At 50.6% G+C, this 24,216-nt stretch carries 24 protein-coding genes and 2 tRNA genes; 13 read left to right on the top strand and 13 right to left on the bottom strand.

Annotation, left to right across the window (positions count from 1 at the left end; translation table 11 throughout):
* Positions 1–86 precede the first annotated feature (86 nt).
* Positions 87–1,175, bottom strand: a complete 1,089-nt coding sequence (locus tag GW591_RS03220) for an ABC transporter substrate-binding protein (protein ID WP_013574891.1) — start codon at positions 1,173–1,175, stop codon at positions 87–89.
* Between the two features lie 198 nt (positions 1,176–1,373).
* Positions 1,374–2,264 (bottom strand): SDR family oxidoreductase, encoded by an 891-nt coding sequence (locus tag GW591_RS03215; protein WP_013574890.1) that lies wholly within the window; start codon positions 2,262–2,264, stop codon positions 1,374–1,376.
* A gap of 137 nt (positions 2,265–2,401) precedes the next feature.
* On the opposite strand from GW591_RS03215, the gene GW591_RS03210 reads away from it, so the two are divergent.
* Positions 2,402–3,319 carry an AraC family transcriptional regulator gene (locus GW591_RS03210; RefSeq protein ID WP_166860083.1) on the top strand — a complete coding sequence of 306 codons (918 nt, stop codon included), beginning with the start codon at positions 2,402–2,404 and terminating at the stop codon, positions 3,317–3,319.
* An 80-nt stretch (positions 3,320–3,399) separates the two neighbouring features.
* On the opposite strand, the gene GW591_RS03205 is transcribed toward GW591_RS03210, so the two are convergent.
* Together GW591_RS03205 and GW591_RS03200 are read right to left on the bottom strand one after the other, a co-directional pair.
* Positions 3,400–3,487 (bottom strand) — tRNA-Ser (locus GW591_RS03205).
* A 195-nt stretch (positions 3,488–3,682) separates the two neighbouring features.
* Positions 3,683–3,770: transfer RNA gene (locus GW591_RS03200), tRNA-Ser, on the bottom strand.
* 389 nt (positions 3,771–4,159) lie between these two features.
* Between GW591_RS03200 and yccA the strand changes: the two genes are divergently transcribed.
* Positions 4,160–4,825 carry an FtsH protease modulator YccA gene (yccA, locus tag GW591_RS03195; protein WP_015689627.1) on the top strand — a complete coding sequence of 222 codons (666 nt, stop codon included), beginning with the start codon at positions 4,160–4,162 and terminating at the stop codon, positions 4,823–4,825.
* A 107-nt stretch (positions 4,826–4,932) separates the two neighbouring features.
* Positions 4,933–5,262 (top strand): sulfurtransferase TusE, encoded by a 330-nt coding sequence (tusE, locus tag GW591_RS03190; RefSeq protein WP_013574887.1) that lies wholly within the window; start codon positions 4,933–4,935, stop codon positions 5,260–5,262.
* Between the two features lie 6 nt (positions 5,263–5,268).
* On the opposite strand, the gene yccX is transcribed toward tusE, so the two are convergent.
* Positions 5,269–5,547 (bottom strand): acylphosphatase, encoded by a 279-nt coding sequence (yccX, locus tag GW591_RS03185; RefSeq protein ID WP_013574886.1) that lies wholly within the window; start codon positions 5,545–5,547, stop codon positions 5,269–5,271.
* A gap of 98 nt (positions 5,548–5,645) precedes the next feature.
* Here yccX and rlmI point away from each other — a divergent pair, with 98 nt between their 5' ends.
* Positions 5,646–6,839 (top strand): 23S rRNA (cytosine(1962)-C(5))-methyltransferase RlmI, encoded by a 1,194-nt coding sequence (gene rlmI, locus GW591_RS03180; RefSeq protein ID WP_015689626.1) that lies wholly within the window; start codon positions 5,646–5,648, stop codon positions 6,837–6,839.
* Positions 6,840–6,966: 127 nt separating this feature from the next.
* Positions 6,967–7,284: a heat shock protein HspQ gene (gene hspQ, locus GW591_RS03175; protein WP_013574884.1), complete on the top strand. Its 318-nt coding sequence runs from the start codon at positions 6,967–6,969 to the stop codon at positions 7,282–7,284.
* Between the two features lie 82 nt (positions 7,285–7,366).
* Here the strand turns inward: hspQ and GW591_RS03170 are convergent, their stop codons facing one another.
* On the bottom strand, positions 7,367–7,780 hold the full coding sequence (locus tag GW591_RS03170; protein WP_166860080.1) for a CoA-binding protein: 414 nt from the start codon (positions 7,778–7,780) through the stop codon (positions 7,367–7,369).
* A 188-nt stretch (positions 7,781–7,968) separates the two neighbouring features.
* On the opposite strand from GW591_RS03170, the gene GW591_RS03165 reads away from it, so the two are divergent.
* Positions 7,969–8,628 carry a DUF2057 family protein gene (locus GW591_RS03165; RefSeq protein WP_013574882.1) on the top strand — a complete coding sequence of 220 codons (660 nt, stop codon included), beginning with the start codon at positions 7,969–7,971 and terminating at the stop codon, positions 8,626–8,628.
* A 119-nt stretch (positions 8,629–8,747) separates the two neighbouring features.
* Positions 8,748–9,209: a methylglyoxal synthase gene (mgsA, locus tag GW591_RS03160; RefSeq protein ID WP_013574881.1), complete on the top strand. Its 462-nt coding sequence runs from the start codon at positions 8,748–8,750 to the stop codon at positions 9,207–9,209.
* Between the two features lie 66 nt (positions 9,210–9,275).
* Here the strand turns inward: mgsA and helD are convergent, their stop codons facing one another.
* Positions 9,276–11,330, bottom strand: a complete 2,055-nt coding sequence (helD, locus tag GW591_RS03155) for a DNA helicase IV (protein WP_166860077.1) — start codon at positions 11,328–11,330, stop codon at positions 9,276–9,278.
* A 176-nt stretch (positions 11,331–11,506) separates the two neighbouring features.
* On the opposite strand from helD, the gene GW591_RS03150 reads away from it, so the two are divergent.
* Together GW591_RS03150 and yccS are read left to right on the top strand one after the other, a co-directional pair.
* Positions 11,507–11,968: a YccF domain-containing protein gene (locus GW591_RS03150; protein ID WP_013574879.1), complete on the top strand. Its 462-nt coding sequence runs from the start codon at positions 11,507–11,509 to the stop codon at positions 11,966–11,968.
* 42 nt (positions 11,969–12,010) lie between these two features.
* Positions 12,011–14,152 (top strand): YccS family putative transporter, encoded by a 2,142-nt coding sequence (yccS, locus tag GW591_RS03145; RefSeq protein ID WP_013574878.1) that lies wholly within the window; start codon positions 12,011–12,013, stop codon positions 14,150–14,152.
* 21 nt (positions 14,153–14,173) lie between these two features.
* Here yccS and GW591_RS03140 read toward each other — a convergent pair whose 3' ends face one another.
* The gene (locus tag GW591_RS03140) at positions 14,174–14,806 is read right to left on the bottom strand and encodes a TfoX/Sxy family DNA transformation protein (protein ID WP_119261440.1); all 633 of its coding nucleotides are present in this window, start codon (positions 14,804–14,806) and stop codon (positions 14,174–14,176) included.
* A gap of 216 nt (positions 14,807–15,022) precedes the next feature.
* Between GW591_RS03140 and sulA the strand changes: the two genes are divergently transcribed.
* Positions 15,023–15,529, top strand: coding sequence for an SOS-induced cell division inhibitor SulA (gene sulA / locus GW591_RS03135; RefSeq protein ID WP_013574876.1), 507 nt, complete (start codon positions 15,023–15,025; stop codon positions 15,527–15,529).
* A gap of 357 nt (positions 15,530–15,886) precedes the next feature.
* Entirely contained in the window at positions 15,887–16,963 is a 1,077-nt protein-coding gene (gene ompA, locus GW591_RS03130; protein ID WP_013574875.1) for a porin OmpA, read from the top strand.
* 109 nt (positions 16,964–17,072) lie between these two features.
* Here the strand turns inward: ompA and matP are convergent, their stop codons facing one another.
* Positions 17,073–17,534 carry a macrodomain Ter protein MatP gene (matP, locus tag GW591_RS03125; RefSeq protein WP_037035996.1) on the bottom strand — a complete coding sequence of 154 codons (462 nt, stop codon included), beginning with the start codon at positions 17,532–17,534 and terminating at the stop codon, positions 17,073–17,075.
* Between the two features lie 210 nt (positions 17,535–17,744).
* Here matP and GW591_RS03120 point away from each other — a divergent pair, with 210 nt between their 5' ends.
* Positions 17,745–19,511, top strand: coding sequence for an AAA family ATPase (locus tag GW591_RS03120; protein ID WP_121019477.1), 1,767 nt, complete (start codon positions 17,745–17,747; stop codon positions 19,509–19,511).
* Between the two features lie 68 nt (positions 19,512–19,579).
* Complete coding sequence (gene fabA / locus GW591_RS03115) at positions 19,580–20,098, top strand: bifunctional 3-hydroxydecanoyl-ACP dehydratase/trans-2-decenoyl-ACP isomerase (RefSeq protein WP_119261438.1); 519 nt, start codon at positions 19,580–19,582, stop codon at positions 20,096–20,098.
* 150 nt (positions 20,099–20,248) lie between these two features.
* Here fabA and rmf read toward each other — a convergent pair whose 3' ends face one another.
* From rmf to pqiA, 4 genes are all read right to left on the bottom strand, one after another.
* A complete protein-coding gene (rmf, locus tag GW591_RS03110) occupies positions 20,249–20,416 on the bottom strand; it encodes a ribosome modulation factor (RefSeq protein WP_013574871.1) in 168 nt (55 codons plus the stop codon).
* A 275-nt stretch (positions 20,417–20,691) separates the two neighbouring features.
* On the bottom strand, positions 20,692–21,258 hold the full coding sequence (pqiC, locus tag GW591_RS03105) for a membrane integrity-associated transporter subunit PqiC (protein ID WP_013574870.1): 567 nt from the start codon (positions 21,256–21,258) through the stop codon (positions 20,692–20,694).
* A complete protein-coding gene (gene pqiB / locus GW591_RS03100) occupies positions 21,258–22,910 on the bottom strand; it encodes an intermembrane transport protein PqiB (RefSeq protein WP_112197638.1) in 1,653 nt (550 codons plus the stop codon). Before pqiB ends, pqiC begins: the two co-directional genes overlap by 1 nt.
* Complete coding sequence (pqiA, locus tag GW591_RS03095) at positions 22,897–24,171, bottom strand: membrane integrity-associated transporter subunit PqiA (RefSeq protein WP_369794817.1); 1,275 nt, start codon at positions 24,169–24,171, stop codon at positions 22,897–22,899. The genes pqiB and pqiA overlap by 14 nt, the downstream gene beginning before the upstream one ends.
* Positions 24,172–24,216 lie beyond the last annotated feature (45 nt).

Below are 24,216 nucleotides of genomic sequence, written 5' to 3'. Positions count from 1 at the left end.
TTACTTCCCTTCGGTTAGAAACAAGGAGAGCGAAATCAGGCAGGAAAAAGGAAGCGCGGCGGAAAGTGACGCGCTTCAATATGTCACTACTTGGCAGCAGCGGTACGCCACTGTTTGATGTAATCCAGGCGTTTTTTCTGTTGCAGGTATTCCAGCAGGGTTTCATCCACCGGGATGGGTTTGAGCGCGTTGCCCAGCATTTTGGTCATACCATCGATATCATTTTTGCCTTCGATATCGTTACGGATGGAGGGAATGTCAGCCTGATTGGCCAGAATGCTCTGCCCCTTCTCGGACAAGACATAGTCCAGCCACAGTTTGGCCGCGTTGCTGTTTTTCGATTCCTGACTGATGAAGGAAACGCGGGAAAGCACCAGGGTGTAATCCTTCGGATAGGAAATCCCCAGTGACGGGTCAGTTTTAGCGCGGGCTTCGGCGTAGGAACCCAGGATGTTAAAGCCGATCAGGTTTTCGCCGGAAGAGACACGTTCCATCATGGTGCCGGTAGAGGATTGCACTGCTAAGCCGCCTTTGGCCACATCAGCCAGCGTTTTGAAATAATTCGGATCGGCTTTGAAATCCTGTACGGACAGCATGAAGCCGAGACCGGATTTCTCAATATCGTAAGTCGTGACTTTTTTGTTGAACTTTTCGGTCTGGCTGGCGATCAGTTTTGCCAGTGCCGCATGGGAATCAGGCACATCACCGGCCGGGATCAGGCGTTTGTTATAGATAAACACTACCGGTTCATACGTCGTGCCGTAGGCTTTGTCTTTCCACACTGCCCATTTTGGCAGTTGCCCCTGTTCAGGGGATTTATATTCCTGCGCGTAGTCGGTCGCCAGTTTCAGCGCGGTATCCATCGAGGAACTCCAGACCACGTCGCCGCTGGTGCCGCCCGCCGCCTGTTCGCTGATATAACGGTTGTACAGCTCGGTGCTGTTCATGTCGTTGTATTCGACTTTAATGCCCGGATACGTCGCCTCGAAGCCCTGGATCAGCGGGCCAGCGGCTTTGGTGTCAGTCGTGGAATAGACCACGACTTTGCCTTCTTTAGTCGCCGCATCGACGATTTTTTGATAGTCAGCCGGGTAGCCTTGAGGTAATGCAGACATTGCAGAGGAAGACATCATTACAGCCAGAGCAATCAGAGAGATACGTAATTTATTCGACATTATTGTTAACCTCTAGTTACATTTGGGAAACTAAAAATCAACATAACGCATAACATCGGACAGGCAATAGGGTAACGTTTTTATCTTCCCGATTTGTGATTCGTGGCGTTTTTTAAGCAATTAACACCATAAAAACCACGGTGGAAAACGCAAAACAGGCCCTCTGAATGGCCTGTTTTTAAGGACAGAAAACGGGGATTATTTAAAATATCCGGCGGTATCAATATCGGTCAGTAAATCCTGATGTACGGGTTTCCAGCCCAAAATATCGCGGGTGATCTGACTTGAGGTCGGATTATTTAATGAGGCAAAATGGGTAAACCAGCCAAAATGTGCCGCCAGATCTGGCCCGTTTTTACTCACCACTGGCAGGTTCAGGTGCTTACCGATGAGGGTGGCAATCTCACGGAATGGCACACCTTCTTCTGCATTCGCGTGATAAATCGCATTCTGCGCGCCCTTCTCCAGTGCCAGCACAAACACTTGCGCGGCATCAAAACGGTTCACCGCCGGCCAGCGGTTTTCGCCATCCCCCGGATACGCTGATTCCCCCTTTTCCCGCGCCAGCGCAATGAGCAGCGGCACAAATCCATGATCGCCCGCGCCATGCACCGATGGCGGGAGACGCACCAGTGACACCCGCACGCCCTGCTCTGCCAGTTTAGCGACGGCAAGATCGGACGCCACGCGAGGATTTTGCCCGTACGGATCGGGTAAATCATTTTCCGTTGCCAGACGGCCATTGTTCACCAGCGCCGTGCCGGAGGTGACGATCAGCGGTTTATGGGTGCCCTTCAGCGCAGCGCCTAATGCGCCAATCGCCAGCCGGTCTTTTTCACAATTTTCCAGAAACTTCGAAAAGTCATGGATAAACGCGGTGTGGATCACCCCGTCGGCCTGCGCGGCGCCGGATGCGAGGCTCTCAAGATCTTCAATACTGCCGCGATGAACACCGGCACCCGCGTCGGTCAGCGCCTGCGCCGAGGCATCCGAACGGGCAAGCCCCAGCACCTGATGACCGGCCCGCAGCAATTCCTGAACCACCGCAGAACCGACAAAACCTGTTGCACCTGTCACAAATACACGCATTGCGAATTTCCCCGTTGTTGGCTAAACCTGTCGTGGCTACAAAAGCCCAGGACTTACGTCATAAAATATAGGGGCTGGAGGAAAGACGATCTATGCGCTAATGTCCGCATTATCTTTGCAATCGTCCGGAGTCGCTGATGGACCCTCTTTCAGATGTGTTATCACTGCTGAAGCCGCGCAGTTATATGTCCAAAGGTTTTGAAGCCGGAGGCGCCTGGTCGGTGCAATTTCCCGACCATTATCAGTCGATTAAATGTAACGCGATTATTCGCGGTGAATGCTGGCTGGCAGTCGATTCCGTGCCAGGCGCAGTGCATCTGAAAGCCGGAGACTGCTTTGTGTTACCCAGCGGACGCCCGTTCCGGCTGGCCAGCGATCTTAGCCTTCCGTCCGTCGATGCCGGGCCCATTTTCCAGCAGGCGCAGGATGGCGGAACGGTTTCCTGTAACGGCGGCCAGGATTTATTCCTCACCGGCAGCCAGTTTGCGGTCAGCGGCGCAAACGCCTCTACCCTGCTGGCGATGCTGCCGCCGGTGGTGCATATCTCAAAAGAATCCGACAGAGCCAGCCTGCGCTGGGCGGTTGAACGGATGATGCAGGAACTGCGTGACCAGCGTCCCGGCGGGTTGCTTATTGCGCAGCATATGGCGCACATGATGCTGGTACAGGCGCTGCGGATGCACGTCGATAACGCGCCGGAAGGTGAAACCAGCGGCTGGTTTGCCGCACTGGCCGATAAGCAGTTATCCAAAGCGTTGAATGCAATGCATGAAAACCCGGCGCAGCGCTGGACGGTGCAAACGCTGGCAGAACGGGCGGGTATGTCGCGTTCTGTATTTTCTCAAAAATTCAAACAGGCGGTGGGCAGTGCGCCGCTGGAATACCTGACGCGCTGGCGGATGTTGCTGGCTGGCGACCGGCTGGCGAATACTAAAGAACCGGTATCAGCCGTGGCGCTTTCGCTTGGGTACGAATCAGAAAGTGCTTTCAGTACGGCGTTCAAACGCACACTGGGATGTTCGCCAAGGCAATACGGGCAGAAAGAAGCCGTCTGAAGAATACGTGGAGGGGCAAAGGGGGAATTTCAGATACAAAAAAAGCCGCTAATCACTTAGCAGCTTTATTGTATTGTTTATGGCGGAGGAGGAGAGATTCGAACTCTCGAATGGTTTCCCATCGCCGGTTTTCAAGACCGGTGCCTTCAGCCGCTCGGCCACCCCTCCGTAAACAACAAGTACCTTACGACCTCAGTCGTTCTGCACGGGGCGTAGTATACAAGACCGGAAAAAAGATGCAAATATTATTTTCAGTCTAGTTTGTTGATTTTATGAGCATTTAAACCGCGTACACAAAGTCGGGCATAAATGACAGAGACAAAAAAAGCCGCTAATTGCTTAGCAGCTTTCTTGTGTTGTTTATGGCGGAGGAGGAGAGATTCGAACTCTCGAATGGTTTCCCATCGCCGGTTTTCAAGACCGGTGCCTTCAGCCGCTCGGCCACCCCTCCGCAACGAAGCGAACTATAAACAGTGCCGATCCGCTTGTAAAGCCTGATTCTGTTCTGATTGCCTGAAAAACAGGCATTCGGTTCGCAAGCGGCGATTTAAGCATCATTTCGGTGATTTTGACGTCAGGATACCGCGCAGTGCCCCGCTCCGGGCAGGTAAAGAAGGGTAAAACGTCTTTAATGACGCACCGCAACTACTTACACTGCAACCTGTTTGTATTTTCACCGACTCCAATTAGATACCCAAAATAATTTGGGTCGCAGGAAGGCGGCAAGAGAGGGAGTCCCGATGAGCTTACACAGGTAAGTGATTCGGGTGACCGGGCGAAGCCAACGCATCTGCGACACAAAGTATGAAGGGCTTAAGTGAGAATTTTATTATGAACCGCATGGATCGTATCGTTGCATCTTCGTCATCATCACGCGCTGGCTCGTTGCTAAGCACGCACCGGGTGCTGCGTAATACTTATTTCCTGTTAGCACTGACTTTGGGCGTATCCGCGATTACTGCGACAGCAAGTACGGTTCTGAGATTGCCGTCCCCCGGTTTTCTGCTGACCATCGTTGGCTTCTATGGCCTGATGTTCCTGACCTACCGCACAGCCAACAGCCCGGCGGGTATTTTATCTGCCTTCGCGCTGACCGGTTTTATGGGGTATACGCTGGGGCCACTGCTGAGTTCGCTGCTTTCCGTCGGTGCCGGTGACATTATTATGCTGGCACTGGGCGGCACTGCGCTGGTGTTCTTCTGCTGTTCAGCCTATGTGCTGACCACGCGCAAAGATATGTCGTTCCTGTCCGGCATGATGATGGCAGGTTTTGTGGTGCTACTGGTGGCGGTTATCGCTAACCTGTTCCTGCAAATTCCTGCGCTGTCACTGGCGATCAGTTGCCTGTTTATTTTGTTCTCCGCAGGCGCAATCCTGTGGGAAACCAGCAATATTATTCATGGCGGCGAAACCAACTATATTCGGGCGACCGTCAGCCTGTATGTCTCGCTGTACAACATTTTTGTCAGCCTGCTGAGCATTCTGGGCCTGTCATCACGTAACTGATAAAGCCTGAAGTGGATCGAAGCCCCGCCTGCGTGCGGGGCTTTTTATTTTGTCTGACCGGCGTTTTTGCTAAACTAACTGCCGCATTTTTACAGGTTTGAGGTTGTATGCTGGAGTTTGAAGGTCAGGTTATTGAAACCGACGCTCAGGGTTACCTGAAAAACAGTCAGGAGTGGCAGGAAGGCATGGCGCCGCTGCTGGCGGAAGAAGAAGGGATCGTTCTGACTGACGCCCACTGGGAAGTCGTGCGGTTTGTGCGCGAGTTTTACCTCGAATTCAATACTTCTCCCGCCGTACGCATGCTGGTGAAAGCAATGGCGCAGAAATATGGCGAAGAGAAAGGCAACAGCCGCTATCTGTTCCGGCTGTTCCCGAAAGGTCCGGCCAAACAGGCAACCAAAATTGCGGGCCTGCCGAAACCGGTGAAGTGCTTGTGAAAGATTTCAGTATTTGATTTTAAAATCGCTGTAATTGCCAGGCGCGGTCGGTTCACTCAGTACGCGATCAACGCGTGCATGTTTCGGCCCGCCCTGCTTTAGCCAGGCTAGCAACTGATCTACTTTCTCCTGCTCTCCGCACGCCACCACTTCGACGCTGCCATCCTCAAGATTTTTCGCGTAACCGGTCAGACCGAGACCGGTGGCCTGATGCTGTGTCGCAAAACGAAAACCGACGCCCTGCACCATGCCGTACACATAGGCGGCTATACTGACTGTTGCCATAATATTCTCTCCGTTAGCGGTATGGTTCGTTGCAATTTGACCTGCATGACCGGACAATGTCGCTCTTTTTTGTCTCCGAACCGACAGAACCTAATTTTATGACTGCACGTTTAATTCTGGCCAAAGGCCGTGAAAAATCACTTCTTCGTCGCCACCCGTGGGTGTTTTCCGGCGCGGTTTCACGCATCGAAGGTAAAGCCAATTCCGGCGAGACTATAGATATTGTAGACAGTCAGGGAAAATGGCTGGCGCGCGGCGCCTATTCGCCGTCCTCGCAGATCCGTGCGCGCGTCTGGACATTCAAACAAGATGAAGACATTGATATCGCGTTCTTCATCCGCCGTTTACAACAGGCGCAGAGCTGGCGCGATTATATCGCTAAGCGCGACGGACTGGACGGTTACCGCCTGATTGCTGGGGAATCCGACTGCCTGCCAGGTATCACTATCGACCGCTTCCAGAATTTCCTGGTGCTGCAATTGCTGTCAGCCGGTGCGGAATATCAGCGTGCCCCGCTGATTGCTGCACTGCAACATTGCTATCCGGAATGTGCAATCTGGGATCGTTCCGACGTGGCCGTGCGTAAAAAAGAAGGGCTGGAACTGGCTCAGGGACACGTATTTGGCGACGAGCCTCCTGCCTTGTTGCCGATTCAGGAACACGGAATGAGCCTGCTGGTGGATATTAAAGAAGGTCACAAAACCGGTTTCTACCTTGACCAGCGTGACAGCCGCCTTGCCGCACGTAATTATGCCGCAGGCCGCAACGTTCTGAACTGTTTCTCTTATACCGGCGCTTTCGCGGTGTCTGCGCTGATGGGCGGCTGTACAAAAGTCACCAACGTGGATACCTCCCAGGCAGCGCTCGACGTGGCCCGTCAGAACGTTGAACTGAATAAACTGGATCTCTCGAAAGCAGAATTCGTGCGTGAAGACGTGTTCCAGCTGCTGCGCAAATACCGCACCGAAGGCCAGCAGTTCGATATGATCGTGATGGATCCGCCGAAATTCGTTGAGAACAAAAACCAGCTGGCAAGCGCCTGCCGTGGTTACAAAGACATTAATATGCTGGCGTTGCAACTGTTACGTCCGGGGGGGATTCTGCTGAGTTTCTCCTGCTCCGGATTGTTGCCAACGGATTTATTCCAGAAAATTCTGGCTGATGCGGCGCTGGATGCCGGTCGTGAGATCCAGTTCGTCGAGCAGTTCCGTCAGGCAGCCGACCATCCGGTGACCGGCGCTTACCCTGAAGGCCTATATCTGAAAGGGTTCGCCTGCCTGGTAATGAACTGACAAAATAAGCACGGTGTGCTGTTGCGGCGGCACGCCCGCGAATTTTAAGCAGATTACGTGGTCAAAACTTGAAATAGCCCGTTTTATCTCCATATAGAGATTAATGAATTATTTTTGGGAGGTGACTATGATTGCCAGTAAATACGGTATCGGACAGCAGGTCCGCCACAGAATGTTAGGTTATCTGGGTGTGGTTATTGATGTTGATGCACAATATTCGCTCGATAAGCCTGACGTCAATGATGTCGTTGCTGATGATTCAATGCGTACCGCTCCCTGGTACCATGTCGTGATGGAAGATGAAGAAGGTCAGCCGGTTCACACTTACCTGGCTGAAATTCAGATCGATCATGAAGCGGCACGTTCGCATCCTGAACAAGCCTCGCTGGATGACCTGGCAGCCTCAATCCGTAACCAGTTACAGGCACCGCGACTGCGTAACTGAGCATGATGGCTTTTTCCTGACAAGATGAAAGATAAAAACCGGCGCAGTAGCCGGTTTTTTTACGGGCAGGATCCGCAGACGTTTACTTTTCCATGCCCAGTCGCGGAATTTCAATTTTCGGGCAGCGATCCATCACCACCTTCAGCCCAGCCTCTTTTGCCAGCACAGCAGCCTGTTCATTAATGACGCCCAGTTGCAGCCACAGCACTTTCGCCTTAATCGCAATCGCTTCCTGCGCCACGCCATAAGCGGCATCCGCATTACGGAACACGTCCACCATATCTACCGGATGGGGAATTTCTGCCAGAGAACCATAAGCTTTCTGGCCGAGCAGTTCCTGCCCCGCCAGCTTCGGACTGACCGGGATCACCTCAAAGCCCTGAGAAAGTAAATACGCCATGACGCCGTAACTTGGTCGGCCGGGATTATCACTGGCCCCCACCAGCGCGATGGTTTTCACTTCTTCAAGAATCTTGCGGATATCATTGTCTTGCACGGGTTTATCTCCTTTGGCCTGTATGCATTAAGTGTAACGCAGCCTGACCATTTCGACAGTCTGTACGTGAAAAAGAGCCGCTGCAGGATCGCGCTGGTGGGAAATTAAAACATTTTGTAAAACTTTGACACACAATCGTCATTCCTGAATAATAGAGGATGAGCAACGTTGTATCTGAGGAGAGAGGAATGAAAATCTGTCATGCGCTGGTCGCATTAGCGAGTCTCAGCCTGATGGTGTCAGCTTCAGCGACCTCACTTAAATTGTCCCCCGATGTCGATGTTCTGGTAATCGATGGCAAACAGATGTCTGGCGCAATCCTTAAAGGCGCAGACAGCCTTGAACTCGATGGCGGTCAGCACCAGATTCTGTTTCAGGTCAGCAAAAATGTCCGTTCCGTCGCTCAACAGGCACCGATAATCTACCATTCGCCTGCCCTTATCGTGACCTTCAATGCTAAAAGTAATCGTTCCGTTTCTTTCGTTCTGCCAAAACTGAGCAACGACAATGAAACGACACAATTTAGCCAGCAGATGAATTATCAGCTCATTGATGAACAAGGCCGTCAGATACCGACACAACGTGACGTCCTGAATATGTTTAATCCCGGGCATACTGCCGACGCTGAAAAATTAATGATGACTTACAATTTGTCGGGCGCACGTGCGGCGGTTCCTTCATTCGCCAAAGGCAGCATGGATAAAAAATCTGCGTTAGCCACCGACGCAACATCTCAAATTTCTATCGTTTATCTTCATCCGTTGTGGACACGTCTGGCCGCGAATGCTGGCTTTGAGCGGTTGTTACTCTGGTTAAAACTGCCGGATAATCAGGAACGCGCGTCATAACTTAATCTGCATCACGCATTCCTCCTTCTTAACGGCGAATTATTCCCCCTGAGCTATGCAGTAAAACGGAGTTTCAGTATTCTGTGATCCACTTTTACTTTCGCGTTGAAGGGAATTAGATGGAATACACGACCCGCACGATCGCAAAACAAAAACATATAGCCCTGGTCGCGCATGACCACTGCAAAAGTACCCTGCTGAAATGGGTTGATAAAAACGTTGCTGAGCTTTCGCAGCATATCCTGTATGCCACCGGCACGACGGGTAACCTGGTTCAGCGTAATACCGGGATTAATGTCAAAAGCATGCTAAGCGGGCCGATGGGCGGCGACCAGCAAGTGGGCGCGCTGATTGCCGAAGGCAAAATCGATATGCTGATTTTCCTCTGGGATCCGCTCAATGCCGTTCCGCATGATCCGGATGTGAAAGCCCTGCTGCGCCTGGCGACCGTATGGAACATCCCGGTGGCAACCAATCTGTCTACTGCTGACTTCCTGATCCAGTCTCCGTTGTTCCAGTCTGAAGTCGAAATCACTATTCCTGACTACCAGCGCTATCTGTGGTCACGCCTGAAAGAATAATGATTCAATAGGCTGATTTTTAAAAGTAAAAAGCCCGGCGATTGCCGGGCTTTTTATTGATCTTATCTACGGTTTTCGCTGGACCAGTACACCGATATCTTCAAGCTGTTCTACGAAGACGGAAGGACGTTCTTTATCCTGCAGCAACCAGACCTGATGCTTCGCACGCGTCATCGCCACATACAATAAACGCCGCTCTTCGGCATCCAGAAAGTTTTCCGGTTCAGGCAATAACACTTCCTCCAGCAAAGATTCCCGCGCGGGCGCAGGGAAACCGTCATTGCCATCATGCAATCCGACGATAATCACGTATTCAGCCTGTTGTCCTTTACTGGCATGAATCGTCATGAAATCAAGATTAAGCTTTGGCCAGCGGGTCGCGGCTTTCTCCAGAATTTGCGGTCGAAGATGGTGATAACGCGCCAGCACCAGAATATGTTCATCAACGGTGACATAGCCGCTAAGTTTATCCAGCAATTTTTCCATCTGGTCCTCAGGCAGTATCACGACATTTTTCTTGTTGCCTTTGGTCAGACTGTTCAGCAGCTTCTTCAACTGATAAGGGTTTTGCTGCACAAACTTATTGGCAATTTCACCGATGCGGTCATTGAACCGGTAAGTCGTATCCAGTGCGCATTGCGCTCCTTCGCCAAAATTGTCAGCAAACGCCGTGGTCAGGGACAACTCCGCACCGCTGAAACGGTAAATCGCCTGCCAGTCGTCCCCCACAGCAAACAAACTGGTATGTTTGTTAAGTTTACGCAAGGCAGAAAGCAGCAGTGCACGCTGGGGGGAAATGTCCTGGAATTCATCCACCAGAATATGCTTCCACGGGCTGACAAAACGCCCTTTTTCCAGAATATTGACTGCCTGATGGATAAGCCCGGAAAAGTCCACTGCGCCCTCTTCTTTCAGTGCCGTTTTCCAGGCTTTCATCAGCGGTGCCATCAGACGAATACGCTTTGTAAACAGATCTTTGACGTCTTCCGGCGCGCTTTCGATCATCTCCGCCTGACTGCCACCGTGCATACGCATCAGGCTGAGCCAGCGTTCAAGGCGGCTTCCGAGGCGCTCCGCCAGCGATTTATTTTTCCAGTAATCACCCTCAGGAACGGTCCATTCCAGTTCGTCTGTCATCCATTGCCGCCAGCCGCTGGCCTGCACTTTTTTCTCTGCACACTGCTGCTGCCATGTCTTAATCAGTAAGCTGCGCCGGGCTTTCGAATCGGTTTCAAGTTTGCTGATTTTGGGGGCTTTTTTGCTGCCTTCCTGGATAATCTGCAAAGCGAGCGCATGAAATGTCTTGGCCTTGATGCCTTCAGTATGCAAACGCTCTTTGATACGCCCGTTCATTTCATCCGCTGCCTGACGACCAAAGGCCAGCAACAGAATTTGTTCAGGATGCGCTTCCTGACGGCGCAACAGCCAGCCCGCGCGCGCCACCAGCACCGACGTTTTACCACTGCCCGCGCCAGCCAGCACCAGCACCGCGTCTTCACCGTTCACGACAGCGCGGCATTGGCTGTCATTGAGCGGTGACACTTCAACGGTATCAAAAAAGTCACGGTTATCAGCAATCACCCTGTCAGTCCAAGCCAGATTGCGCCGGTCGACACTGCGTTTACCCTGCTCAAGCCAGCGCAGACAGGTCTGATAATCTTCCCGACAATTATTAAATTCAGTAAGACGTTCAACAGGCACCGGGATCGCAGAAAATGCCTCAGTAATGTCTTTCTGCACATCCGCCAGATCAATGCGTTTGAACCATTTGTCTTGCTGTTCAATCTGGGTAATTTTTTCAACCTGCCCGCGCAATACTCCGGCGCTGACCTCGCTCATCTCGAGACTCCAGGTCTGCCAGATATTGAGCAGGTATTGATAAAAACGCTGTGTTTCCTGCCATTCGGTGCCGTGCAGCCGGACCACTTTTTGCTCCGGCAATTCAAATTCAAGCTCCCCCCAGACGATGCCACGTTTGCAGCGAATCTGAATAAGCTGATTAAAAGGGATCAGATAGTGATGTTTATCGCCGCTGACTTCCACGCCGGCATTAAGCAGACGCACCCGGTTATAAGGGTGCTGCGCCAGATGTTTCCCGAATGAGGTCGATTTCAGTTCCATATCATCACACCGTGTTTTTCTTTAATTCCTGACATTTTACATGCAAGAGCATTTAAGAGTTTACCTTTGATAAGCGCAGGCGATCCACGCTCCAAAACAGAGTAGAATAAGAGGTATGTTTGCGTTATGTGAACACGAAATTTATCAACTTTTTAACCTCTTCGGGAAGAGCTGCCATGCGTACCGTACTCAATATTCTTAACTTTGTTTTAGGTGGTTTTTTCACCACGCTTGCCTGGCTGCTTGCTACGCTGGTCAGTATCGTGCTGATCTTTACTCTGCCCCTCACCCGTTCTTGCTGGGAAATCACCCGTCTTTCACTGCTGCCATTTGGCAATGAAGCCGTACATGTCGATGACCTGTATCCGGAAAAACGCAGCGCGTTGCTGTCCGGCGGAGGTACTCTGTTGAATATCTTCTGGTTTATTTTTTTCGGCTGGTGGTTATGCTTGTCGCATATCGTTGCCGGTATCGCGCAATGTATCAGCATAATCGGTATTCCGGTGGGCATTGCGAACTTTAAAATTGCTGCCATTGCACTCTGGCCGGTAGGACGCAGGGTCGTTTCCGTCGAGCTGGCAAAGCAAGTTCGTGAAGCTAATGCAAGCCGTCAGAGAGAAAACGGACGCATTCGCTGATTGCGATGTTTCAACATTTTTGAATTTTAAGGTGGGTTTTTCGTGCTTTCTATTGCACCCGGTTTACGGCGCTATGCCTATAACAGCAATATTCTTTATCACATCAGGATTTTCATTGCGCTGACAGGGGCTGCGGCATTGCCATGGTGGTTGGGTCAGTTCACGCTGACAATCCCCCTTACACTCGGTGTGGTTGCTGCGGCTCTTGCCGATCTTGATGATCGTCTCGCTGGCCGTCTGCGCAATTTGCTGATTACCCTGGTCTGTTTTTTTATTGCTTCAGCATCCATAGAATTACTCTTCCCCTATCCGTGGCTTTTTGCGCCCGGGCTGATGATTTCAACCTGCGGATTCATCCTGCTGGGGGCCCTGGGGCAGCGTTATGCCACGATTGCCTTCGGCGCGTTGCTGATCGCCATATATACGATGCTTGGCACCAGCATGTATCACATCTGGTATCAGCAACCGCTGATCCTGCTTGCGGGTGCTATCTGGTATAACCTGCTGACGCTGGCTGGCCATATTATTTTCCCCATCCGTCCGTTACAGGATCAGATCTCCCGCTGTTTCACGCAACTGGCGGCTTATCTTGAAGCTAAAGCAACGTTGTTTGATCCCGATCAGGAAGATAACAACCAGCAACTGGTCGAGCTGGCCATGGCCAACGGTCAACTGGTCTCCACACTGAACCAAACAAAAAATACGCTACAGACCCGGCTGAAAGGAGATCGTGGCCAGAAAGGGACCCGCCGGACATTACATTATTATTTTGTGGTGCAGGATATTCATGAGCGCGCCAGCTCGTCCCACGTGCAGTACCTCAAACTCAGTGAACAATTTCATCACAGTGATATTCTGTTCCGCTTTCAGCGCCTGATGAGCATGCAGGCGCGGGCCTGTTTACAGCTGTCACAATGCATTCTTTATCGCCAGCAATATACCCACAACAGCCAGTTCGAACGGGCGTTTTCCCGGCTGGAAGAAGCCCTCAAACGTCTGGAATCTCATCACGAACACCGTGAGACATTACAGGCGTTACGCCATCTTTTACGCAATCTGCATGCAATTGACGCGCAACTGGCAAATATCGAGTCGGAGCAGTCTCTGCCGGAAAACCAGACCGGCAAAAGCCCGTTTGCGGAAGACCGTCTGACTGGCCTTGATGATATCTGGCTGCGCATTTCCCGCCATTTTACGCCGCAATCGGTGTTGTTCCGTCATGCAATTCGTATGTCTGTCGTGCTCTTTGTAGGCTACGTTTTCATTCAGGTCAGCGGCTTAAATCACGGCTACTGGATCTTGCTCACCAGTCTTTTTGTCTGTCAACCAAACTACAGTGCGACCCGCCGGAGGTTAGCTCTGAGGATAATCGGAACACTCGCCGGTATTGCTCTCGGGATCCCTATCTTGTATTTCGTTCCGTCCGTTGACGGGCAAATGATTCTGATCGTCATCAGCGGGTTATTGTTCTTTGCGTTCCGCACAGTGCAATACGCGCAGGCCACAATGTTCATCACCCTTCTGGTGTTGTTATGCTTCAATTTGTTAGGCGAAGGATTTGAAGTCGCTATCCCGAGAGTAATCGATACGCTGATTGGTTGTGGTATCGCCTGGGCGGCAGTGACCTTTATATGGCCCGACTGGAAATTCAGGCAACTTGATAAGGTGGTCAGAAAAACGTTCGATGCTAATTGCCGTTATCTTGATGCTATTCTGGTGCAGTACCATCAGGGGAAAGACAACAGTCTCGAGTACCGTCTGGCCCGCCGTGATGCGCATAATTGCGATGCCGAACTGGCGTCCGTGGTGTCGAACATGAGCTCTGAGAGAAATAACGAACCGGCGACACTCGAAGCGGCGTTTCGCCTGTTATGCCTCAATCATACTATGCTGAGCTACATTTCAGCGCTGGGTGCCCATCGCGAAAAACTCAATGATGCCGAAACCCTGAGGTTGCTGGATGATGCAGCATGCTGCGTTGACGGCGCTTTGCATCATCTGCCTTCTGAAGCAGAACGCATCCAACACGCGCTCGGTGAACTCACTGCACGTATTCAGATGCGTACAACGGATATCGACAGTAAAGAGCAGCTCGTGCTTCAGCAAATTGGATTACTGGTGGCTCATTTGCCTGAGCTCACCAGTCTTAATACTAAGATCCTGCCGGCACAAAATCGGCTCTAGTTGCAGATAACTTACGCAAACTTAGTGCACAACCGTTGATAGCTGCTCTTGGTGATGGTTAAACCAGTGAGTTAATGACTCTCTGGATTCCATCGGCAAAGCGGCTTCATGGAAGCCCAAAATTGCCCCTTCGAGTGCCATCAGTAAATTAATCCCTAAATTCTTTTTTTTAATGGCACACAGTTTGAGGTAGGTATGGCAGGCCCCCTGTAACCGCAAGTCCCCCGAGTTCTCAATGCCGACTTGCCAGAGCATCCTTTCTAGCGCCAGCGAGAGATTGGGTAAATCTTTCAATCGGACCGCTTCGTTGTTTTTTTTCAGCTCTATATCCCGCAACATCCCTTGCAACGATAATCTGCCCAGCTCGCACAGTGCCTGGTGATCACTCCATTGCCGGGCACTCACTTTGAAATAACGCAACTGCACATCCATGCCTCGCTTGCGATAGGTCAGCCTCTCCATCTTTTTGCGGCGAAAATGAGTTTCGGTTTCTCCGGTCGCTCGCAGATAGAGTTCACCATCAGAAACCAGGGCGAACATGACGCGGTCAGCGGACAAGCTCATCCCCCCAAATTGGGTGCGGGAACGAATATTACCCAACGGGGCAAAAATATCCAGACACTCAAGCACTCGTTTTTTTGATTTGTTTATCATTGCGTTATCCTTTTCACGTTAATCCCTTGCTTCCATTTTGAGTTACCAAAACAGCTAAAAGCAAAATACGCAATCTTATGAACTCCAACAAACATAAAATGCCGTTACAGCCTGTTGCCTTCAAAATTTGCGAGATATCTTGGAAAAATTGGGTTGATCTTTGCTCACCGCCAGAGTACTGTACATACATACAGTAACTCACTAGAGTACATCATTATGCGAACTCAACACCATACAAATCATCATTTTAGTCAGCTTGCTTTGCCCGTCACTCCGTCACAGGTAAATACGTCTGCATCCTTGAATAATGGTCTGATCACTGAGTTCGTCTATAGTGCGAGCCAACCTGCTTTTGCGCAGTTATTACTGCCCTTACTGCAACACCTGGGTATGCAGTCTCGCTGGTTGTTGTGGCTCACACCTCAACAAAAACTGAGCCGTCATTGGTTATCTCAGTCAGGTCTGCCGGTGGATAAGATGGTGCAAGTTAATCAAATTACGGCGATGTCGACGGTAGATGCGATGGAGAAAGCCTTGCAGACGGGTAACTACAGTGTCGTGTTGGGATGGCTTCCGGATTTGAGTGATACTGAGAGGGAAAGATTGCAAATTGCAGCACGCCAGGGTGGTGCTTACGGCTTCATAATGAGACCGACAAATGAACAGAATTCAGCTTGTGGACATCATTCCACAGTAAAAATTCACTCTTCCGTATACCATTAGTTCAAAATAGGAATCTTCCTATGAAAATAATGCGGAACTTAGTGATTTGTGCTGAATAATGCCTGCAAGCCAGTAAAAACGGGCTTCCGGAATGCAGATTAGTGCCAGATTTTGTCAGCAAATTGCCAAAGCCGTTAAGAAATGTGTCCGTTTTTCCCTTTTTTTCCACGGTGTTAACACATCAAGCTTGTAAGTTTCGCGCCACGTTGTAGACTTTACAACGCCAAGGTTGCTCGATAATGCCAACGTAAAGTGGCAAGTTCTGAAATGAAGCAATAATCTTGGCGTAAGGATTTTAACCAAGGGCTTAAAAAGCTTAAAGCTCAATTGCCTATTTGGATGATAACGAGGCGCAAAATGAAAAAGACAGCTATCGCATTAGCAGTGGCACTGGCAGGTTTCGCTACCGTAGCGCAAGCCGCCCCTAAAGATAACACCTGGTATACCGGTGGTAAATTGGGCTGGTCCCAATACCATGACACTGGTTTCGCAAACGCTTACAACGGTATCGGCAACGGCCCTACCCACGAAAGCCAACTGGGTGCAGGTGCGTTCTTGGGTTACCAAGCGAACCAATACCTGGGCTTTGAAATGGGATATGACTGGCTTGGCCGTATGCCTTACAAAGGCAGCGTAAATAACGGCGCGTTCAAAGCACAAGGCGTTCAGCTGGCTGCTAAACTGAGCTACCCGCTGACTGACGATCTGGACCTGTACACCCGTCTGGGTGGTATGGTTTGGCGTGCAGATGCTAAAGGTAACTTCAACAACGGTGCTAATGGTCGCGTAAGTGATCATGACACTGGTGTTTCTCCACTGGCAGCAGTTGGTGTTGAATACGCAGTAACCAAAAACTGGGCTACCCGTCTGGATTACCAGTGGGTTAACAACATTGGTGACGCGGCTACCGTTGGTGCACGTCCTGATAACGCAATGCTGTCTGTAGGTGTTTCTTACCGTTTCGGTCAAGATGAAGCAGCTGCTCCAGTTGTTGCTCCAGCACCAGCTCCAGCTCCAGTTGTAGAGACTAAGAAATTCACTCTGAAATCTGACGTTCTCTTCAACTTCAACAAAGCGACTCTGAAACCAGAAGGCCAACAGGCTCTGGATCAGCTGTACAGCCAGTTGAGCTCTATCGATCCTAAAGACGGTTCTGTTATCGTTCTGGGTTACACCGACCGTATCGGTTCAGAACAATACAACCAGAAACTGTCTGAGCAACGTGCTCAGAGCGTAGTAGATTACCTGGTATCTAAAGGTATCCCTGCTAACAAGATCTCTGCACAAGGCCAAGGTAAATCTAACCCAGTTACCGGTTCTACCTGTGACTCCGTTAAAGGCCGTGCTGCTCTGATCGACTGCCTGGCACCAGACCGTCGTGTAGAAATCGAAGTTAAAGGCTACAAAGATACTGTTACTCAGCCACAGGCTTAATAACACGCTTTAGCTTTTGCTACAGATACTAAAAACCCCGCCATGGCGGGGTTTTTTTTATGCCTTCGGTCAGAGCAAATAGCTGACTCCCTGAGACGCGAAAGCAAATCTATCCAATATCTTTCTTGCCGAGTATTTGTTCTAAATCTTCTTTCAATGAAGACATCTGATTCGCGTATTTCTCTTTACGCTCGGCATCTTCAAGCAGTTGAATGATCGTGTCAGAAAGCGTGACACCACGCCTTTGTGCCAATCCCGCTAAACGCTGCCAAACCAGAAATTCTAAATCGATAGATTTTTTGCGAGTGTGCTGATGCTCGGCATTGAAGTGACGCTTACGGCGTGCACGAATCGTTTGCTTAAGACGATTTTCCAGCGCCGGATTCATATTATTAACAATCCAGTCTGACACTTTGACCGGCTCGTTTTCCAGGTTGAGAAGTTGATTCACGGATTCCTGGGCAGCGCTGTTTTCCAAATGGCGGGTGATCCGCTCACCTTCCCGGTGTTTTTTCACCAGATACTTCCATTTCCAACCACTTTCGAGATTTTCCAGTTGCTGATATTTCATCGTGAACTCTTCGGTGACCACGTAACTTTACTAAGCATAACAGCTTTAATTCAATTTTCACCCCAAATAAAACCGCTTATTTTGGTTGTTTTTTGCCCACCTGTACAGCAATGTGCACTAAGACCAATTCCGCTACGACTCTCATTGTATGCAGCCGGATTTATTCTTGTATAATCGCACTTTCCCTTTTTATAGAAAACAGCTAACACATTGACCAATAACCGACTTGACTGGCAGCTTTTACTGCCCGACTCCGCGCCTTACGAGGCAATCTTTGCAACGGCTGCCCAGTTAGCCCCTGTCGATTTTGCAGGAATTCAGCCCCGGCTGGAAAATGGTTTAACGCTGTTTTGTCATCCCCGCTCACGTGTGCGTTTTATGACGCTCAAGGCGCAGGAAAATCGCGAATACTTGTCACGCATTACGCAGGTGGTCAGCGACTTACTACCTGAACCGGCGGAAGTCACGGGTAATCGTTACCATATTGAAGGCAATAAGGTAACGCTGCTGGCGGCGAAGACAGCGGAAGATGCATTCGCGGCGAAATCGACCTGCCAGTATCGTGAATGGGTTGAACCTGAACAGCTGTTCGGGTGCGTGCGCATTTACAAAGACCAGATCCAGCTGGAGCCGGGATTGGTACACCAGGTGAATGGCGGTGTGCTGGTACTTTCCATCCGTACCCTCATTGCGCAGCCTCTGATGTGGTTGCGTCTGAAACAGATGATCACCGAAGGTCAATATCATTGGGTCTCACCAGATGAGACGACACCTTTACCTGTGACAGTCCCTCCGATGCCTTTGGATATTCGCCTGATTCTGGTCGGTGACCGCTTATCGCTTGGTGACCTCAGTGATATGGAGCCAGAGTTGGTGGATTCTTCCATTTATGGTGAATTTGAAGCCGACCTGCCGCTGACGGAAGAAAGCGATATGGAAACCTGGTGTGGTTATGTCAATACGCTGGCTGATGAGCTTGAGATCCCACGCCTGGCCGCTGATGCATGGCCCGAGTTTCTGAAAATGGCCATTCGTCACAGCACCGATCAGGGCAGTCTGACACTCGATCCGGTATGGCTTAACACCCAACTTAGCGAAGCTGCACTCTATAATGAAGACGAGTTGCTGAGCGTTAAGTCTCTTGAAGCGGCATCCGGTGCACGTGCATGGCGTGAGAGTTATCTCCAGGAGCGTATGCAGGATGAAATCGAACTTGGACAAATTCGCATTGAAACAGAAGGCGAAGTTGTCGGGCAGATTAATGGCCTGTCTGTACTGGAATATCCGGGGCATCCGCGAGCGTTGGGTGAACCTTCCCGAATTAGTTGTGTCGTACATGCCGGCGACGGCGAATTTACAGACGTCGAACGTAAAGCCGAGTTAGGTGGTAATCTGCATGCCAAAGGCATGATGATTATGCAGGCCTTTCTGATTTCCGAGTTAGAACTCGACCAGCCTCTGCCCTTTTCCGCCTCGATTGTATTTGAGCAGTCTTACGGAGAAGTGGACGGCGACAGCGCTTCACTTGCTGAACTCTGCGCACTGATCAGTGCGTTGTCGATGCAGCCGATCAACCAGCAAATTGCGGTCACCGGCTCTGTCGATCAGTTTGGGAATGTGCAACCTATTGGTGGCGTAAACGAGAAAATCGAAGGTTTCTTCGAAGTTTGTCAACGTCGCGGTTTGACCGGTAAACAAGGGGTCATTCTGCCAACCAGCAACGTGCGCAACCTGTGCCTGCATCAGCAGGTTCTGGACGCCGTTCGCGAAGGCCAGTTTCATTTATGGGCAGTTGATAACGCAGCCGAAGCGCTACCTATCCTGACCGGATTGATTTACACAAACGAAGAAGAAGCTGAAGAAGAGCGTCCGAGTCTGCTGGGATTAATTCAGCAGCGTATTGCGCTGGCGACATCGCAAGGCAGCCCGCGTTATCCGTGGCCTCTTCGCTGGTTGAACTGGTTCAATCGCAGCTGATCGGAGTTGTTCAGCTTACAGCTGTTCGCTAAACTTCGCCCTTCATTAAAATAAGGCTTACATAGAACATGGTAGATAAACGCGATTCCTATACGAAAGAAGACCTCATAGCTTCTGGCCGCAGTGAACTGTTCGGCGCTGGTGGCCCTCCGTTACCATCAGGCAATATGCTGATGATGGATCGTATCGTTAAGATGCAAGAAGACGGCGGCACCCATGGCAAAGGCTATGTTGAAGCTGAATTAGATATCAACCCTGATCTGTGGTTCTTTGGTTGTCACTTTATTGGCGATCCGGTAATGCCTGGTTGTCTGGGTCTGGATGCCATGTGGCAGTTAGTGGGCTTCTATCTGGGCTGGCTCGGTGGCGAAGGCAAAGGCCGCGCACTGGGTGTGGGTGAAGTTAAATTCACTGGTCAGGTTCTGCCAACCGCAAAACTGGTCACCTACCGCCTGAATTTCAAACGTGTTATCAACCGTAAACTGATCATGGGCGTAGCTGATGGTGAAGTGCTGGTTGATGGTGTGGTGATTTACACCGCAACTGATCTGAAAGTGGGTTTGTTCAAAGACGCGGCTGCTTTCTAAGAGAGCCTGTTGCTGAGTCTGATAAAACGGTGAGTCTGATGGGCTCGCCGTTTTTTATGCGTGTTTTTCAGCGAACAGGGATGGTATTTGCCACAAACAAAAACCTCCGCGCACAGCGGAGGTTGTTCCTTATTCTGACAGGGTAGCCGCTTAAGCGGTAACAGCCCTGTCCTCCATGGCTTGTCGCCAACCCCCGAGCCAGTGTGATCGGGCATCTAATGATTGGTACGGACAAATCTCTTTTGAGCGTCCGCCAATACCTGCTTGATATCCACGTGATTGTGCCCGTTCCAGGCGATCGCGTTTTTGTCTCTTCATGCCTTGTATCCCTCATTATTCAGGTCAGGTGGAAAGAAAACAGTGGCCCGCTTCTGCGTCCACATCTAACAAATAGCTGCAATATGAGGAGAGGTCAATGCGCAAAATTCACGCCAATGTCACATTCGTGAGCTATATTATTGGATTGTGCACAAAATAATCGCGCCAGTTAATCCCTCATCTGGCTGATCCCCATAAAAAAATCCCGGTGTCTGTCAGGTCAGAAACCGGGATTTTTTATCTTTAACTTAAAAAATATTAAGCTTAAAAAAACGTCATCTTATCTGCGCAGCAATCTGGCCCGCTTCTTGCTGCCAGCCGGTAGCCAACGTTCTGACCAGCGCGTCATAACCATCTTCGTTTTGCTTGAGATTCAGGGTGAAATCACGCTGAATCATCTGCCCGTTGCGTGTCAGGCTCCAGCTGCCACTGACGATCACAATACCGTCATAGCGGCCATGGAAACCGGTGACATTAACGTTCAGCACATCCTGATCGTCGGTATTCGCCGCCTGAGTGGAAACCAGCGAGCCCGGCAAGTCCCGGCGTAAATAGGTGACCAGTGCTTGCTGTAGTTGCTGATCCAACGGACTGGCCCAGAGATTATTCTGGGTCAGCGTGTACTGCACATCATTGGTCTGATATACCAGCCCTGACCCTGCCAGATAATCAGCAACACTCACCCGCTCAACCCACAGATGCCGCTGTACGGCACCTGCAGACATCACGCTACCTGTTGTTACGGTGCTGCTCAGCACAGGCAACTGGTAGTAGGTTTTCTGATCACTGCTGCTACAGGCAGTCAGGAATAATGCTAAGACGACAGGTATCCATTTCATCATTATTTGGCCTTCTTCGGCTGAGGATCATCTTGCCCTGGGGCAGCGAAAATCAGTGCGTTACTTTTCTGATTCAGCGTTTTCAATACCGGTTGCAGCTCACGCAGGGTTTTATCCAGACTCTGCATATCGCCGACCAGATTGCCGTACGCTGGCGAACCAGGCTGGAAGCCTTTCAGGCTGCGGTTCAACTGAATCAGCGTCTGCTGCATATCCTGAGGCAGATTTTTCATCTCTTTACTGCTGACAATCGCGTTCAGAGACTCAATCGTTTTCTGCGTTGACTTCATCGTCCTCTGACTTTCAGCCAGCGTACTTGTCGCTTCGCGCATCATCGGTTCGATTGGCAAATTGTTGATCTTATCGAGGGTTGTCATCAGTTTTTGCTGAATCTGTGCAAAGCCTCCGCTCACCGTCGGCAACAATTTATGCCCGCCAATTTCCAGCGGCCCTTTCCACGGTTTTTCATTCGGATAGAAATCCAGATCGATATACATCGCCCCTGTTAACAGGTTGGCGGATTTCATCGAAGCACGCAGACCCTGAGCAATACCGTCACGGATATGATCTTCAATATTGAAATTACTGCCCAGCAGTTGAACGAAGCGATCGGGTTCAATGCGGATCAGCACAGGAATACGATAATCGTCCGACATCTGCTGTTTCACCACATTCATCGGATAAGGCACTTCGGCCACAGTACCCAGACGAATACCACGGAATTCAACAGGTGCGCCAGGTTGCAGACCGCGAATAGAATCCGAGAAGAACATCACGTAATCCGTGTGACGGGTATACAGCGATTCCTGAATGCTTTTCTGATCATCAAAGAGCTTATAACTGTCACCATTTTTGGCTTCGTTGCCCTGCGTCCAGCCATTCGGAATATCAAAGCTGACACCACCACTAAATAACGTGGTCAGTGACCCCATTTCGACACGCATACCGGCGGCAGACATATCGAAGTTCACGCCGCTGTCTTTCCAGAAACGCACGTTATCAGTTACCAGTGTGTCGTAAGGCGCACGGATGAAAAGCTGGTATTTGATGTTACGTGCTTTCGGATCAAAGTGACTGGTTTCCACCGTACCGACCTGGAAACCCCGGAACAACACCGGGTCGCCTGGACTCAGCTGACCGGAACGCTCACTTTCCAGACTCACGCGGATCCCTTTCGCATCAGGTGAAGCCAGCGGGGGGGAGTCATCCAGTTTATATTCTGATTTTTCTCCCCCCTTGTTACCCGGCTGCAGCTGAATATAAGCGCCGGACAATAATGTGCCCAGACCGGAGATGCCTTCACGTCCGATTTGCGGTTTCACTACCCAAAAAACAGAGTCCCCGCGCAGCATTTTTTCCATGCCGGTGTTCAGTCGTGCTTTGATGATAACTTGTTGTAAATCATCGCTAAGCGTAACGGACTCTACTTTACCGACATCGACGTTACGGCTTTTGATGGTGGTTTTGCCACCTTCGATACCCTCAGCAGTGGTAGTGATCAGCGTGACTTCCGGGCCCTGATGGCTGTAGTGATAAAACAGGATCCACGCGCCAATCAGCGCAGTGACGATCGGTACGATCCACACTGGCGACCAGCGTTTAATTTTCTCTACTTTGGCAGTTCCGTCATGCTCTGCCATGTTATTTCCCGCCATCTTGTGGCTCCTTTGTAGACTTCATTCCAGCACGATCCCAAATGAGCCTTGGGTCAAATGTCGTTGCGGCAAACATGGTGAGGATAACTACGCCGGCGAACAGCAGCGCGCCAATATCCGGATAAATACTCATCAGTTGCCCCATTCTCACCAGCGCCGCCAGTACCGCAATAACAAACACGTCGATCATTGACCAGCGGCCAACGAACTCAACCACCTCGTAAATGACATGTAATCGTTCCCTGTCGATCTCTTTATTACTGTTCGCATCCCAGCATAGCCAGCCAATAGCGATCATTTTGAGCGTCGGTACCATAATACTGGCGATCAAAATAACCAGAGCCACGGGATAGGAACCTTCGCTCCATAACAGCGCCACCCCGGCCATAATCGTAGACGGTATCGGATTACCCAGTACCTGAGTGATCATGATAGGCAACAGATTTGCCGGGATATACAGCAGAACGGAGGTCACCAGCAGAGCCATTGTCCATTGCAGACTATTTTTACGCCGTGCATGACCATGGGTTTTGCAACGGCCGCATTCTTTCTGATCAACCGGTAAAATTGCCATGCAGCAATGACAGGATCGCAGACCCTGACGCAGACCGCTTTCTCCCATGCGCAGTGGCTGATCTACCGCCGGAGCAGGTTCGATGTGCTGCCATATCCAAAGACGGTCAGTGCATTGAAAGGCACGCAATTGCAGAAGGCAAAACAGGACATAGGGATAAAAACTGCTGCCCACGCCCACGTCGCCATAAGCCATGAGTTTCACGAAGCTGACCAGTACCCCGGCAAGGAAAATCTCGACCATACACCAGGCTTTCAGTTGGAATAAGGTCCGGGCAATGACAACTTTCCAGCGAACGGGAATATTGAAACTCTGGCAGAGGATGATAATGGACAGCATGCAGATGGCCGGGAGCAGTTGCACCACGATCATGAATAACGACGCCATGCTGGCATAGTCTTCTGAAACCAGAACCTGAGGGATTTGCACCAGCGTGACTTCGCTGCTCAGCCCGGCAACATTCATATTGACGAAAGGAAAGAGATTGGCCAGCAACAGCATGAACAACGCACTGATGGCATAACCGACAGGACGTCTTCGAGGCTCATTCCAGCGGGAGGTTAGCGTAGTGTGGCAACGGGGACACACCGCTTTTTGCCCGATGTGCAGGCCGGGTATTGCCACCAGCATATCGCATTGGGGACATAATATGTGCGGGTCATGATCATGGGCGTCAGAACACACTATCGACTCCTCAACAGCGGAAAGACTACGAATATCGGCAACCGGCCT

Origin of the sequence: Rahnella aceris (assembly GCF_011684115.1) — a bacterium.
Taxonomy (GTDB): Bacteria; Pseudomonadota; Gammaproteobacteria; order Enterobacterales; family Enterobacteriaceae; genus Rahnella; species Rahnella aceris.
Note: the sequence above shows the minus strand (reverse complement) of the source record. Positions and strands in the feature narration are given on the sequence as shown.

What these genes read in the sequence shown, in the direction of transcription:
- fabA (WP_119261438.1), top strand. Translation starts at nt 19,580, where the DNA reads ATGGTAGATAAACGCGATTCCTATACGAAAGAAGACCTCATAGCTTCT.
- GW591_RS03215 (WP_013574890.1), bottom strand. Translation starts at nt 2,264, where the DNA reads ATGCGTGTATTTGTGACAGGTGCAACAGGTTTTGTCGGTTCTGCGGTG.
- ompA (WP_013574875.1), top strand. Translation starts at nt 15,887, where the DNA reads ATGAAAAAGACAGCTATCGCATTAGCAGTGGCACTGGCAGGTTTCGCT.
- GW591_RS03220 (WP_013574891.1), bottom strand. Translation starts at nt 1,175, where the DNA reads ATGTCGAATAAATTACGTATCTCTCTGATTGCTCTGGCTGTAATGATG.
- rlmI (WP_015689626.1), top strand. Translation starts at nt 5,646, where the DNA reads ATGACTGCACGTTTAATTCTGGCCAAAGGCCGTGAAAAATCACTTCTT.
- GW591_RS03210 (WP_166860083.1), top strand. Translation starts at nt 2,402, where the DNA reads ATGGACCCTCTTTCAGATGTGTTATCACTGCTGAAGCCGCGCAGTTAT.
- helD (WP_166860077.1), bottom strand. Translation starts at nt 11,330, where the DNA reads ATGGAACTGAAATCGACCTCATTCGGGAAACATCTGGCGCAGCACCCT.
- tusE (WP_013574887.1), top strand. Translation starts at nt 4,933, where the DNA reads ATGCTGGAGTTTGAAGGTCAGGTTATTGAAACCGACGCTCAGGGTTAC.
- mgsA (WP_013574881.1), top strand. Translation starts at nt 8,748, where the DNA reads ATGGAATACACGACCCGCACGATCGCAAAACAAAAACATATAGCCCTG.
- GW591_RS03140 (WP_119261440.1), bottom strand. Translation starts at nt 14,806, where the DNA reads ATGATAAACAAATCAAAAAAACGAGTGCTTGAGTGTCTGGATATTTTT.
- rmf (WP_013574871.1), bottom strand. Translation starts at nt 20,416, where the DNA reads ATGAAGAGACAAAAACGCGATCGCCTGGAACGGGCACAATCACGTGGA.
- sulA (WP_013574876.1), top strand. Translation starts at nt 15,023, where the DNA reads ATGCGAACTCAACACCATACAAATCATCATTTTAGTCAGCTTGCTTTG.
- GW591_RS03165 (WP_013574882.1), top strand. Translation starts at nt 7,969, where the DNA reads ATGAAAATCTGTCATGCGCTGGTCGCATTAGCGAGTCTCAGCCTGATG.
- pqiB (WP_112197638.1), bottom strand. Translation starts at nt 22,910, where the DNA reads ATGGCGGGAAATAACATGGCAGAGCATGACGGAACTGCCAAAGTAGAG.
- hspQ (WP_013574884.1), top strand. Translation starts at nt 6,967, where the DNA reads ATGATTGCCAGTAAATACGGTATCGGACAGCAGGTCCGCCACAGAATG.
- pqiC (WP_013574870.1), bottom strand. Translation starts at nt 21,258, where the DNA reads ATGATGAAATGGATACCTGTCGTCTTAGCATTATTCCTGACTGCCTGT.
- yccX (WP_013574886.1), bottom strand. Translation starts at nt 5,547, where the DNA reads ATGGCAACAGTCAGTATAGCCGCCTATGTGTACGGCATGGTGCAGGGC.
- yccA (WP_015689627.1), top strand. Translation starts at nt 4,160, where the DNA reads ATGGATCGTATCGTTGCATCTTCGTCATCATCACGCGCTGGCTCGTTG.
- GW591_RS03150 (WP_013574879.1), top strand. Translation starts at nt 11,507, where the DNA reads ATGCGTACCGTACTCAATATTCTTAACTTTGTTTTAGGTGGTTTTTTC.
- matP (WP_037035996.1), bottom strand. Translation starts at nt 17,534, where the DNA reads ATGAAATATCAGCAACTGGAAAATCTCGAAAGTGGTTGGAAATGGAAG.